Source organism: Domibacillus sp. DTU_2020_1001157_1_SI_ALB_TIR_016 (assembly GCF_032341995.1).
GTDB classification, from domain to species: Bacteria; Bacillota; Bacilli; order Bacillales; family Domibacillaceae; genus Domibacillus; species Domibacillus indicus_A.
This window is the reverse complement of the sequence record NZ_CP135438.1, coordinates 1099124-1112462: the sequence shown is the minus strand read 5'-3', so window position 1 is coordinate 1112462 and position 13339 is coordinate 1099124. Positions and strand designations below refer to the sequence as shown.

Genomic DNA, 13339 nt, shown 5'->3' with positions numbered 1-13339 from the left:
GTGATAAAAATGGATTTCCCAACCATACATACGAATTTTTGGGACGCGATTATTGCAGTACCTTTAGTAATGATCTTAACTCAGATCATTAAATTGAAATTCAAGCCGCCCAAAGTTATGGTCCCCACTATTGCATTGGTAATCGGACTTCTTCTTGCTGTCCTCATCAGTCACCCATACCATTTTTCATCTGGTTTATTTATGGGCTGGTTTTATGGATATGCGGCGGTTGGCTCATATGCCTCCTTAAAAGCAAACGTCATTGCTTTTTTAAAAAAATTCCATGGTAAGAAACACGAGTGAACAGCTCGTATGGTCCGTACAAAGAACTCACCCTAACTATTCATCTCTTGCTTTGATGTTTTTAAAGCACACTTATCCCTTTACGCAGCCAGGTATTCCGCCAGGCTGCTTTTTATCCCCTGGCTTTTGGATCTTTAAACAGAATAGCTCCTTTAAATAAACACTCCCTCGCATCTCTTTGGAGTGATCACCTATCTGATATTGCCTATCTTCTTTGCGGAGCACTATGAATATGCATCGTTCTCATAAGTACGTGATGCTACAAACCAAATAAAAGACCCACATACCGAATAATGGATGGCAGCAACACAACCCACCAGCTCCAGTCGATTACACCCAACAATTTCAAAACAACGAAAATCATCGTTAGTATATTTAAAATCCCCATCGCGTCCTCCTTGTTTTTTAATAAGTAAACTGTTTTTCCCTATTAAGAATGTCACGAGCTGTATCTGCCCTTTTGCCTTCATTCAACGGTTATATTCTGTATAGGTAAGAGAAATCTTACTCCTTCTTTTCCAAAAAGGCGGCGTGAATCATTGTTCCGTAAATCATTTGTTTTAAAGAAATCATTTCTTTCTGCTTTCTAATGGCTAGAATTGTCTTCCATAGCATACAGAGAAGGCTCATCGTTCTTATTTTCTTATCTGTATATTCATATATCTGTAGACAGCAAGGTCATATCCCTATTTATGGATGATTAACCCAAAACGTATGGTATGATTTTTAGTATTAACATACAGGAGGTCATTCGATGTTATTTGCCAACACCCCAACTCCTCCTTACTACGCGGTTATCTTCACATCCCAGAGAACGGAGAAGGAAGAGAATAGCTACCATAGGACGGCTGATGTAATGGTCGAACTTGCTTCTAAGCAGCCGGGCTTTTTAGGCGTCGAAAGTGCAAGAGAACAAAACGGATTAGGGATCACGGTTTCCTACTGGGATTCATTAAATGCTATTGGGCAATGGAAAGAAAACATATCGCATCAGCGAGCACAAGAAAAAGGCAAAAAAGACTGGTACTCATCCTACATAACCCGTATTTGCAAAGTGGAAAGAGACTATGCAGATGAAGGCCAATGATCAACTTTGTGTTTGGCAGGAAAGAAAAAAACTTCTCCTATAAGGGAGAAGTCTTTTTTGATCGGTATCATTTTATTTACGCTTCTTTGAAACTAACTGTGGATACCGGAATGTTTTCTGGCACATACACTGAAGGTAAAAAGGAGTTTTACGCTTATGACAAATGGAGCTCAGCTATCCAGTGAACAGTTAAATGCGATTCGATTTGCGCAGCACAATTTCCTAAAGCATGCCGCTCTTGAACTGCATTATGAGCGATTAAAACTGGCCAACGCGAGTGATCACCAAAAGTATTATCAATATGCCGAGTTACAATATTTCCATAAATCCAGGGCTATTCATTTTAAAGGCCAGTTTTCAGCTGATTCTTTTATGTAGAAAGTTACATAAAAGCACAAAAAAGCCAGGATATCCTCGGGACTGACCCCCATTTTTGAGACAGGGATCAAAACACCTTTAAGCAGCCAGCTGCCGGTACTTGACCGGCGGCTGGTTGTTTAGTTTCGCTTGAATACGGATATGGTTATAATAGTGAATATAGTTTTCGACAGTTTGCTCTACGATGGCGGTCGTAGTGCTTCGAAGCTCGTCGAGATAGAACGTTTCAGACTTTAGCGAGGAATGAAACGATTCGATGGAGGCATTATCAGTGGGTGTCCCTTTCCGGGACATACTCATGGTAATGCCTCTTTCTTTAACTGCCTGCTGATAAGCATACGATGTGTAAACAGATCCCTGGTCGCTGTGCAGAATGCACCCTTCTGGGAGGGATGGCAGCTGGGCCAGTGTATGCAGCACGAAATCTGTATTTTGGCAGCTGCCTATAGAATAGGCAATGATTTCGCCGTTAAATAAATCCTGGATACTTGAAAGATACAGCTGTTTCTGGCCAAAAGGCAAGTACGTAATATCTGTGACGAGCTTTTGAAGAGGCTGATCTGCCTGGAAATCGCCTTTCAACAGGTTATCGGAAATATGACAGGGCTGTCCTGTCCGTCTGTGCTTCTTCACTTTCACCCGGCACTGCCAGCTATACTTCTGCATCACACGCTGTACCGCTTTATGATTAATAAGCATCTCCCGCTTTAATAAGGCTGTGATTTTACGATAGCCATATCGAAACTTATGATCCCGGCACAACGTGCCGATTTTTCGTTCAATGGCCTGCCTGGATGTTTCTTCCCTGATCTTGTTCTTCCAGCGATAATAAGTGGATCTAGCAATGCCAAGATGCCGGCATATTTCCCTGACGGGCATGCTGGTTTTGAGTTCTTTTACTAATTCTACGGCTGTTTCCGGGACCACTTCCTCTCCAATTCTTCGTACTTTTTTAAGACTTCAATCTGCTGTTTCAGATACCGGTTTTCTGCCTTCAGCTTCTCCGTTTCACTTTCATATTCAGGCCCTTCTCCGAAGGAATACTGCTTGCCCACTGGCTGTTCAAACCGGTGAAGTTCGCCTGCTTTATACCATTTCACCCATGTTTTAAGCTGCGTCCTGTTTTGGATATTTAATTCCTTCAAGACTTCTTTGACCGGCACCCCAGCTAATCTCATTTTTACAGCCTTCATTTTTACTTCCGCTGGATAACTGATTCTTGTACCCATAGAAAAAACACCTCCAAGTTGGCTTTTTAGGTATTTACATACCCGTTTTTCAACTTAAAGGTGTTTTTATTTGTCTCACTCTATGGGGTCAGTCCCCCTCTTATCCGGGCTTTTTTCCTTTTGATTCGTCTATTATTTATTAATCACAATCGATAATTTATAGTTTGCATGCTTATTTAAGTCCACCAAAAATTGATCTAGTATTTCATTGGATGGAAATTTGCATTCAAGAAGATAACAGCCATCACCGCTGATTTTATAATTGTTTATTACATAATTATCTTGTGTTTTTATAAATGAGAGATATGGCTGATGATAAGGACTGTTAGTATAGATCGTGATCAAAGCATGTATAAGACAACCTAATTTAACTTGATTGACTTTAATAGTATATCCTTCGATTACTCCATTATCCTCTAATTTTGATACTCTAGAAGCGGCTGCTTGTCCCGTCAAATGGACCTTCTCACCCAATTCTTTCATGGTAATACGGCTGTTTTGAGATAACTCTTCTAATATTCGCATATCTGTATGATCCAGCATTCAATCAATCCTTTTCATAGGGTATGAAGTATTTTATGTAAATGAATTCTCCTCAATGAATGGGTCCTATATAAAATGGAGCTTATCCATTGAGGCGATCAAGCCATTCCTTCTCCTCCTTTTTTTGAAAAACATAAACCAATAATAGCTGAATGAAAACCTGACACAACCAATTTTTTATGGTAAAAATCAGACCGGCTTCCGTTCTTTGAACATCGCTTTAAATGGCCCCCTATTATTCTCCCTAGTGAGGATGTAGGTTCACTTATTTTAATACATAATATGTTTTGCTTTCAAAATTCAAGTCAAACGGCCAAAAGACTTGAATTTATCCATGTAAACGTAAACGGGCCACAGTATAAACTATACGTAGATCTAATAAAAGGAGCTAAGAACATGAATATACAACAAATTCGAAATGCAACAATCGTTGTCCAATATGCAGGAAAGAAGTTTTTAATTGACCCATTTTTAGCGGAGAAAGGTACGTACCCGCCTTTTCCAAATTCGGTAAGACAAGATCAAAACAATCCTTTAGTCAGCCTGCCTACATCCATTGAAGAAATCATTAACGTGGATGCTGTTGTTGTCACTCATCTCCATTTAGACCACTTCGATGATGCGGCCAAAGAAGCACTGCCGAAAGAGATCAAAATGTTTGTTCAAAATGAAGAAGACGCTGCAGAAGTGAAAAAAGCCGGCTTCCAAAATATCGAGGTACTGCAGGAAGCTACCATCTTTGAAGGAATCCAATTAATCAAAACAAAAGGCGAACACGGAAGAGGAGAAATCTTAAAGCTTGCTGGCCTTGTGTGCGGTGTTGTTTTCAAGCACCAAGATGAAAAAACACTATATGTAGCTGGGGATACGGTATGGTATGAAGCAATCCAAGACGTGATCGATACGCATAAGCCGGAAATCATCGTAGTAAATGGTGGAGACAATCAATTACTAGAAGGCGGTTCTCTTGTAATGGGGAAAGACGATATCTATGAAGTGTATAAAGCTGCTCCTAACGCTAAAATTATTTCTGTCCATATGGAAGCTGTTAACCACTGGACATTATCCAAAGAAGAATTAAAAAGCTTTGCTGAGGAAAAAGGATTCTCTACGAGCCTTTCAGTGCCAGAAGACGGCGAATCTTACACATTTTAAGCTAAAAGACGTGCAGACACTGTCGTTTCCATTTTATTTTTGTCTAATTTTTAAGCATTCATTTGCTCTCCCGAAATACAAGAAGCTCGTGATTATCTCATTGATAATCATGAGCTTCTTATTTATTTAATTATTAGTCAGCAGCTGACCAAAACGGCTGATAAAACGGTGACCTTCCAAGAAAGGACCGACAAAAGGAAGTTTAAAAAGCTAAATTTATTTTGTTAGGAAGTGCAGTTCATGATAAAGGAAATAGAAGACACCAGCAGGGCAAAACAGCAGCCTGCCTGGCTGCAAGGTTATATTGATTCATCAGAAAAACAAAAACAACTTTATAAAAAAACATTAAAAATTGTCATTCTTTCACAAATCTTTGGAGGAGCAGGACTTGCTGCCGGTATAACGGTAGGCGCTCTTCTCGCACAAGATATGCTGGGGACAGAGAGTGCAGCAGGGATTCCGGTTGCCTTGTTGACTTTAGGATCTGCGGGAGCCGCTCTGGTTGTAGGCCGGCTTTCACAACGTTTTGGGCGCGGAACAGGACTCGCAGCCGGTTTTCTTGCTGGCGGACTGGGTGCGATCGGCGTTATCGTCGCTGCCTTACTCAACAGTATCATGCTTTTATTCGCTTCCCTGCTGATTTATGGAGCTGGCACCGCTGCCAATCTGCAGGCACGATACGCAGGTACAGACCTGGCGACACCTAAACAGCGGGCCACGGCTGTAAGCATGGCCATGGTTTCGACTACTTTTGGTGCAGTAGCGGGCCCTAACCTGGTCGGTGTGATGGGGGAATTTGCGGGTTCTATCGGGATTCCAGCTTTGGCTGGTCCCTTTATCTTAGCGGCTGCTGCTTTTATCCTTGCCGGACTGGTTCTCTTACTTTTTCTTCGCCCAGATCCTTTAGTTATATCTACAGCCATAGCGAATGCTCAGGAGAAAGATGGGACTGTGCAGGAAGAACCAAATTCAGAAAGCGCTGCAGTAAATAAAAGAGGAATTGTTGTAGGCGCTGCTGTTATGGTTTTGACTCAATTTGTCATGACGGCTATTATGACCATGACACCCGTTCATATGGGACATCATGGGCATGGTTTAAGTGAGGTTGGGCTGGTCATCGGTTTTCATATAGGTGCCATGTATCTGCCTTCGCCTTTGACAGGCTTGCTGGTAGATAAAGTGGGTCGCACGGCAATGGCTGTTGCTTCGGGTGCTACACTTCTAGCCTCCGGTATACTGGCAGCTTTTGCGCCGGCCGATTCAATAGCACTGCTTATCTGCGCGCTGATACTGCTTGGTGTTGGCTGGAACTTTGGCTTAATAAGCGGCACAGCTCTTATTATAGATGCAGCACACCCATCTGTTCGGGCAAAAACACAGGGATCGGTTGATGTACTGCTTGCATTATCGGGTGCCTCAGGCGGTGTGTTATCAGGCGTGGTAGCCGCTCATTATAGTTACGCGGCACTATCTCTTTCTGGAGCTATTCTGTCACTATTGCTTATTCCTGTGGTGGTTTGGTCTCGAAAGACTCAAAGCAAAGACCCGGTATAAGATTTCTCTACTCTTTTAATGAGTTAGTTTGGTATCAATGCAGCGTTTTATCTAGGAAGGGACGATTAGATTCTAGTGAATAAAGGCAGCTTTCAGCAAGTAATTAAAAGCTGCCTTTTTCTTATTTCCTCGCCTCATGTTTAATCATGAAAAACAATGTTTGATTAATTTCTTCTCACATACCGCTGGTTGCCCTAACGCTGGGCAGTATTGTCATCCCTTCTTTGATCAATATACAAAGAACCATCCTGCTGCACCTCTGCATAGAAGATATCTGAAAGAGACTGAATATTTGTCTTCTGTAACTCTTGGTCCAGCCATTGTTGATCCAGTTTTAACTTTTCGAGGTTTCGGCTATTCACTACCCCATCTGTTATGACTGCTGCAGGCATTGGAAAAGCATACTGAGCTTCCGGTATATTCAGATCTTTTTTTGTCGCAGGCTGTTTTGTTTCTTTCTTCATCACCGAAAGGCTGCCGTCTGTTTCAAAAATCGCATAATCCACATCCGATACGGCAAAAACATCTTTTTTTCGTAATAAAGAACTTAATGTTTCCATATCTACCCGGACTTTGCGCAGGGCACTTTCCATGATTTTTCCGTTCTTGATCAAAATCACCGGCTGCCCCGTCATGATCTTGCGAATCTTTTTAGACTTGATATCCAAATATCCAAGCAAAACCGTAAACGCACTCCAGCTCGCTAAAGCGATCAGTCCATCAACCACCCTAATTGCAGGATCTGTTGCCAGAGAAGCACCGAGCGTTCCAAGAACAATGGCTGAAATAAAGTTCACGAAGGTCATTTGGGCAATCTCTTTTCTTCCCATAATTCTTGTTAATACTAGTAAAACGATAAAGGATAACGTAAGCCTGAGCAGCAATTCTGGAATTGGCATCTTTAAAGGGTACTCCTTTCTCTAAAAAAGTTTCTTATTGGACCGTATCTATCCAGATTCATAAGTGTTATACGGGAGTTTGAAATGTACGTTATGTATTGGCCAGCCTGATACAAGCCAGGCCTGCTTTTCTTGCAGCTGGTTTCTTTTCGGCTTTTCCTCTTTGCCAATTTCTGCTTATTGTTAGCATCGCCATACTTTTTGATATATAAACGAAAGCCAGAATGAAGTCGTTACTCTCCACCCCAGCTTCTTCTTTTTGCGCTGCCTGTTTTGCTCGTGCGCCTATTCAACATTCACCAACTTCAAAACTAGAAATGCTTCCTCAACATCCACTGCTTTCCGTACAGTATCAACTCCTCTTATTGTTTTCCACAAATAATAAATGTGGTTTTTATTTTTGTCACCCTATTAATAATTATTCCGACTTTATCCCCGCACCCTTCTACTTCTGTTTAATCATGTTTCCCTACCCTAAAAATCCTAACCTAATCCCTTTTCTCTTTTATTTGTTTTTAAAGTATAATAATTGATTCTTTCGTATCAATCTTCTGGGAAATAGTTTTATAAAGTAACAGGCGGGTAACATACATACTGTACACCACAAAACTTGCATTTACTGAGGAGGAATTTTTAATGGCTAACAACAACGATAAAATGAGTCGTGAAGAAGCAGGACGCAAAGGCGGAGAAGCTACTGAAAAGAACCATGATAAAGAATTCTATCAGGAAATTGGCAAAAAAGGTGGGGAAGCCACCGCTGAAAATCATGATAAAGAATTTTATCAGGAGATCGGTGAAAAAGGCGGAGAAGCTCGCGGTAAACAGCGCAGTGATGATTAATCAATTGGATTAGTATGAACATATGAAGGCGGAACAAGAACCGTCGTTGACCATTAAAAAAGGGAGTGCTTTGGCATTCCCTTTTTACTTTTTCATTTGGCATATTTGCAAAAACTTATTTAGGTATAATCATCCCTTCTGTTCTCCATAATAATTGAGAAAGTTAAGTCATTATTGAAAATTTAAGTTTTTATTTTCAAAACCATATTTATCAGCGCCGCAGCAATCTTCAGTTGTATTTTCTTTAGATAACATTTGTCTCATTATTTTGTATCTGCGCTCACTCCCTGACTTTCTTAAACACGTTGACTCAAAAGAAAAAGGAATTTAATTCATGCATTTTCCTTGACAAGAAAACAAGTCCTATATAATAATTAATGTCGAATTAGAATTATTATAGTTACTTGCAGCAGTCATAGTTTTGATTCGGCAGGCTGGCTATAATACCTACAACCACTACATAGGAGGAATTTTATTATGTCTCTAATCGGAAAAGAAGTACTGCCATTCTCAGCAAAAGCATTTCACAACGGTGAGTTCATCGATGTTTCAGAACAAAACTTTAAAGGTCAATGGAGTGTTGTTTGCTTCTACCCTGCAGATTTCACATTCGTATGCCCTACTGAGTTGGAAGATCTTCAAAACGAATATGCTACGCTTAAAGATCTTGGCGTAGAAGTATACTCTGTTTCAACTGATACACACTTCACACACAAAGCATGGCACGACCATTCAGAAGCGATTGGCAAAATCGAATACATTATGATCGGTGACCCTTCACAAAAAATCTCTCGTAACTTCGACGTACTAAATGAAGAAGAAGGTCTTGCTGACCGCGGTACATTTATCATCGATCCAGATGGCGTTATCCAAACAGTTGAAATCAACGCTGGCGGTATCGGCCGTGATGCAAGCACAATCGTAAACAAAATCAAAGCAGCACAATACGTTCGCAACAATCCAGGTGAAGTTTGCCCGGCTAAATGGCAGGAAGGTGCTGCAACACTTAAGCCAAGCCTTGACCTTGTAGGCAAAATTTAAGGAGTATAACTAATGATATTAGATGCAGATATCAAAGCACAATTAGCCCAATATCTTGAAATGATGGAGGGCGATGTGCTTCTAAAAGTGAGCGCAGGATCCGATGAGGTATCAAAGGATATGCTGGCACTCGTGGATGAATTGGCCACTATGTCTTCTCGCATTAAAGTAGAGAAAACAGAACTGCCAAAAACGCCAAGCTTTAGTGTCAACCGTATCGGCGAAGATACTGGTGTCACTTTTGCTGGTATCCCGCTGGGCCACGAATTTACGTCGCTGGTACTGGCTCTCCTGCAAGTGAGCGGAAGAGCGCCAAAAGTTGACCAAAGTGTCATTGACCAAGTGAAAAACATTAAAGGTGAATATCGTTTTGAATCTTACATCAGCTTAACTTGCCACAACTGCCCTGATGTTGTACAAGCCCTGAACCTGATGAGTATTTTAAACCCTGGTATTTCACATACGATGATCGACGGAGCAGCGTTTAAGGATGAAGTGGAAAGCAAGGGCATCATGGCAGTACCGACTGTGTTCCTAAACGGGGACTCTTTCGGCAGCGGCCGTATGACTCTTGAAGAAATCCTTGCCAAAATGGGAAGCGCTCCGGACGCATCAGAATTTGCGGACAAAGAGCCATTCGATGTGCTTGTTGTCGGCGGTGGGCCAGCTGGTGCAAGTGCAGCTGTTTACGCAGCACGCAAAGGCATTCGTACAGGTCTTGTTGCTGAACGCTTTGGCGGCCAGATTATGGACACAATGGGTATTGAAAACTTTATCAGTGTGAAATACACAGAAGGCCCTAAGCTTGCTGCAAGCCTGGAAGAACACGTGAAAGAGTATGACATTGATGTCATGAACTTACAGCGTGCCAAGCGTCTAGAAAAGAAAGACCTAGTCGAGCTTGAACTCGAAAATGGTGCGGTTTTAAAAAGTAAAACGGTTATCCTTTCAACGGGTGCCCGCTGGCGCAATGTTGGCGTACCAGGCGAAGCGGAGTTCAAGAACAAAGGTGTGGCATATTGCCCCCACTGTGACGGCCCGCTATTTGTTGGAAAACATGTAGCTGTCATTGGCGGCGGTAACTCAGGTATTGAGGCAGCCATTGACCTGGCAGGTATCGTGAAGCATGTTACCGTTCTTGAATTTATGCCAGAGCTGAAGGCTGATACTGTACTTCAAGATCGTTTGTACAGCCTCCCTAACGTCACTGTTTTAAAGAACGTTCAAACAAAAGAAATTACCGGTACTGACAAAGTGAACGGTATTTCTTACATCGACCGTGAAACGGAAGAAGTTCACCACATTGACCTAGAAGGTGTATTCGTTCAGATCGGACTTGTACCGAACACTGACTGGTTAGGTGAAACGATTGAACGTACCCGCATGGGTGAAATCGTAGTCGATAAACACGGCGCAACAAACATCCCTGGTGTATTTGCTGCAGGCGACTGCACAGACAGTGCATATAAGCAGATCATTATTTCAATGGGATCAGGTGCAACTGCTGCCCTGGGCGCATTCGATTATCTTATCCGAAATTAAGGAACAGAAGATTAAGCAGTATCAATTATCTTTCTTTCCCAAAACCAAAGCCGCTGTACTGCCTGATGGCCGTACAGCGGCTTTTTACTATTCTGGGAGTTTATCTTATTGCTATCTCCCATTCATGTTTAATTGATTAAAAGGCGGTTTTTCAAAAATTAGTTCATATGGTTTTTAATTGTAATTTGGATTTCACTATATCAAACCCAGATAATAATCTGTTCATTCGCATTCACTAATAAGAAAAAATGATTTACTCCATTTATTATTATATATCCTGCATTTGTTTAACAGCCATCAACGCCGCACGCCATTCCTTCGGGAAAATCGGGTTTCTGCCTGCCGATCTCATCCTTGATCAGCTGTTCTAATGTTTCTTTTGATTGAACGCCGGCCGCTTTCGCATCACCAATCACAAAAGTCGGTACCGCTGTGATATCCGCTTCGTTATAAGCTTGCTTAAGTGCTTTCTGATGGACTGCTTTATATTTTCTTGTTTCCAATACTTCGCGGTATTCTGTTTGATCTAAACCAATCTCACCCGCTAGTTTCGTTAGTACATCAATGCTGGCAATGTCCTGCTCTTCCTGGAAAAAAGCCCGCAGCATGCGGTCATTGTATTCATTGCCTTTCCCTTTTTCCTTAGCGTATTGGTAGCCCTCAAACGCCAAGTGCGTATATGGCTGAGGTGACACTTTTGGAAGGACAATCTGAATGCCCATCTGTTCAGCCATCGGATACACGGACTGTTTCCACGTGTTTTGCAAATAACCGCCTTCCGGCTTTAATGTTTCATTTGGATATGGACGAAGCTCATAGGGCATCCATTCCACTTCAACATCTTTTCCTTTTATCGCTTCTTCCAGCGGTTTTTCTGCCAGGAAACAAAAAGGACAGACGTAATCTGAATACACTTTTATCTTTAAAGTCATGTTTATCGCCTCCTATTTTCTTTATAGTGGTGTAGAGATATTATGGGCCTTTACCCTCTCTTTCATAAATCATTCTTCAAATGAAGATAAAAATATATTGGTGACTATTTCCATAGAGTAAGACAAACATAAAACACCTTTAAGTGAATAATTAAAAGTGTTTTTCTATGTATTTTTGATTTGGCAGTCAATAATTCCAATTGACTCATTCTTCTTTTAGTAAGTTCTTAAGTCTTTTTAAATGATCCTGCCCAGTTATTTTACTAAGCAAATGAACATTGTCCTTTGACAGAGTGTCTCTATTAAAAACCAGCCTTGTCTCCACGGAATCGATCGGTTTAATTGTTCATGATCATTAGATACAACAAAAAAGAAGGAAAGCCACAAATGCGCTTTCCTCCCTGGTAGAACTTATCCTTTTTCTCCATTTGTTGCAATCACTTCTTTATACCAGTCGAAGCTCTTTTTCTTTGAACGATTGAGTGTTCCATTGCCTTCATTGTCTTTATCTACATAAATGTAGCCATAACGCTTTTTCATTTCACCTGTTGAGGCACTGACAATATCGATCGGTCCCCAACTTGTATAGCCGATAATCTCAACGCCGTCTTCAATCGCTTCGGACATTTCCGCCACGTGCTTTCGTAAGTACTCGATACGGTAATCGTCATTCACTTCTTCATCTTCTGATGGAACATCCACAGCACCCAAACCATTTTCCACAACAAATAAAGGTTTTTGATAGCGGTCGTACAATTGGTTAGCTGTTATACGGAAACCTTTCGGGTCAATGGTCCAGCCCCACTCGGACTTTTCTAAATGAGGATTTTCAATAGATCCAAACACATTTCCAGAAGTGGTCTTATTGATTTCCGGGTCTGTGCTTGTTGTACGGCTGGCGTAATAGCTAAAGCCAATATAATCTACTGTATGATTTTTGAGCAGCTCTTCATCCTGCTCTTCCATTTCGATCTTTATATTGTTATCTCTGAAAAATCTCTTTGCATAGCCAGGGTATTTGCCCCGGGACTGAACATCGATAAAGAAAAAGGAATCACGGTCTTTTTCCATCGCATCAAATACATCCTCCGGGTCACACGAATAAGGGTACGTCTGCCCGGCAGCCAGCATGCAGCCGATTTTGGCATCAGGAATTATTTCATGTCCGGCTTTCACAGCTAGTGCACTGGCAACCAATTGGTGGTGGGCCGCCTGGTACTTCACCTGCTTCTGGTCTTCACCTTCTTCAAATACAAGGCCTGCCCCGACAAACGGCAGATGCAAAAGCATATTGATTTCGTTAAAAGTCATCCAATACTTTACCTTGTCTTTATATCGCTTGAATAGCGTTGTCGAATATGTTTCAAAGAAAGTAACAAGCTTACGGTTTCTCCAGCTGCCGTAATTCTTCACTAAATTCACTGGCACATCAAAATGCGCAATCGTTACGACCGGTTCGATCCCATGCTTTAACAGCTCATCAAACACATTGTCATAAAATTGCAGCCCTGCTTCGTTCGGTTCAGCGTCATCTCCGTTTGGAAAAACTCTCGCCCATGAAATCGATAAACGCAATGCTTTAAAGCCCATTTCTGCAAACAGGGCAATATCCTCTTTGTAACGATGGTAGAAATCAATCGCTTCATGCGATGGGTAGAACTCTCCTTCAAGTGGTTCATAAGAAGGCAGGTTGCCAAACATAATGTCGAAGCGCTTCTTCCCTGTTGGCAGCAAATCGACTGTCGTTAATCCCTTCCCATCTGCTAAATATGCACCTTCTGCCTGATTAGCGGCAATCGCGCCGCCCCATAAAAATCCTTTTGGAAAAGTCAT

Annotated in this window: 13 protein-coding genes and 1 pseudogene; 8 read left to right on the top strand and 6 right to left on the bottom strand. The window is 41.6% G+C overall.

Annotated features, from left to right (window positions below; genetic code table 11):
* The first annotated feature begins 9 nt into the window (after positions 1-9).
* Complete coding sequence (locus RRU94_RS05265) at positions 10-303, top strand: hypothetical protein (protein ID WP_315690763.1); 294 nt, start codon at positions 10-12, stop codon at positions 301-303.
* A 259-nt stretch (positions 304-562) separates the two neighbouring features.
* Here RRU94_RS05265 and RRU94_RS05260 read toward each other — a convergent pair whose 3' ends face one another.
* Positions 563-691, bottom strand: a complete 129-nt coding sequence (locus tag RRU94_RS05260; RefSeq protein ID WP_255822058.1) for a hypothetical protein — start codon at positions 689-691, stop codon at positions 563-565.
* A 366-nt stretch (positions 692-1057) separates the two neighbouring features.
* On the opposite strand from RRU94_RS05260, the gene RRU94_RS05255 reads away from it, so the two are divergent.
* Both RRU94_RS05255 and RRU94_RS05250 read left to right on the top strand, forming a co-directional pair.
* A complete protein-coding gene (locus RRU94_RS05255; RefSeq protein WP_315690762.1) occupies positions 1058-1390 on the top strand; it encodes an antibiotic biosynthesis monooxygenase family protein in 333 nt (110 codons plus the stop codon).
* A 156-nt stretch (positions 1391-1546) separates the two neighbouring features.
* Positions 1547-1768: a hypothetical protein gene (locus RRU94_RS05250; protein WP_315690761.1), complete on the top strand. Its 222-nt coding sequence runs from the start codon at positions 1547-1549 to the stop codon at positions 1766-1768.
* Positions 1769-1846: 78 nt separating this feature from the next.
* Here RRU94_RS05250 and RRU94_RS05245 read toward each other — a convergent pair.
* Both RRU94_RS05245 and RRU94_RS05240 read right to left on the bottom strand, forming a co-directional pair.
* Positions 1847-2997 (bottom strand): IS3 family transposase gene (locus tag RRU94_RS05245; RefSeq protein WP_315690760.1). Its coding sequence is split into 2 segments (ribosomal slippage): positions 1847-2727 and positions 2727-2997, totalling 1152 coding nucleotides; the frame shifts between segments, so codons are not numbered across the junction.
* A gap of 132 nt (positions 2998-3129) precedes the next feature.
* Positions 3130-3540, bottom strand: coding sequence for an Lrp/AsnC family transcriptional regulator (locus RRU94_RS05240; protein WP_315690759.1), 411 nt, complete (start codon positions 3538-3540; stop codon positions 3130-3132).
* A 396-nt stretch (positions 3541-3936) separates the two neighbouring features.
* Between RRU94_RS05240 and RRU94_RS05235 the strand changes: the two genes are divergently transcribed.
* Positions 3937-4695 (top strand): MBL fold metallo-hydrolase, encoded by a 759-nt coding sequence (locus tag RRU94_RS05235; protein ID WP_315690758.1) that lies wholly within the window; start codon positions 3937-3939, stop codon positions 4693-4695.
* Between the two features lie 240 nt (positions 4696-4935).
* A complete protein-coding gene (locus tag RRU94_RS05230) occupies positions 4936-6249 on the top strand; it encodes an MFS transporter (protein WP_315690757.1) in 1314 nt (437 codons plus the stop codon).
* Positions 6250-6443: 194 nt separating this feature from the next.
* On the opposite strand, the gene RRU94_RS05225 is transcribed toward RRU94_RS05230, so the two are convergent.
* On the bottom strand, positions 6444-7148 hold the full coding sequence (locus RRU94_RS05225) for a DUF421 domain-containing protein (protein ID WP_315690756.1): 705 nt from the start codon (positions 7146-7148) through the stop codon (positions 6444-6446).
* 636 nt (positions 7149-7784) lie between these two features.
* Between RRU94_RS05225 and RRU94_RS05220 the strand changes: the two are divergent.
* The 3 genes and pseudogenes from RRU94_RS05220 to ahpF all read left to right on the top strand — a co-directional run.
* A pseudogene (locus tag RRU94_RS05220) lies at positions 7785-7988 on the top strand (KGG domain-containing protein); the annotation flags it as partial.
* A gap of 480 nt (positions 7989-8468) precedes the next feature.
* A complete protein-coding gene (ahpC, locus tag RRU94_RS05215) occupies positions 8469-9032 on the top strand; it encodes an alkyl hydroperoxide reductase subunit C (RefSeq protein WP_242236552.1) in 564 nt (187 codons plus the stop codon).
* Between the two features lie 12 nt (positions 9033-9044).
* A complete protein-coding gene (ahpF, locus tag RRU94_RS05210) occupies positions 9045-10574 on the top strand; it encodes an alkyl hydroperoxide reductase subunit F (protein ID WP_315690754.1) in 1530 nt (509 codons plus the stop codon).
* A 287-nt stretch (positions 10575-10861) separates the two neighbouring features.
* Here ahpF and RRU94_RS05205 read toward each other — a convergent pair whose 3' ends face one another.
* Together RRU94_RS05205 and RRU94_RS05200 are read right to left on the bottom strand one after the other, a co-directional pair.
* Complete coding sequence (locus RRU94_RS05205) at positions 10862-11506, bottom strand: DsbA family oxidoreductase (RefSeq protein WP_315690753.1); 645 nt, start codon at positions 11504-11506, stop codon at positions 10862-10864.
* 411 nt (positions 11507-11917) lie between these two features.
* Positions 11918-13339, bottom strand: coding sequence for a 6-phospho-beta-glucosidase (locus RRU94_RS05200; RefSeq protein ID WP_315690752.1), 1422 nt, complete (start codon positions 13337-13339; stop codon positions 11918-11920).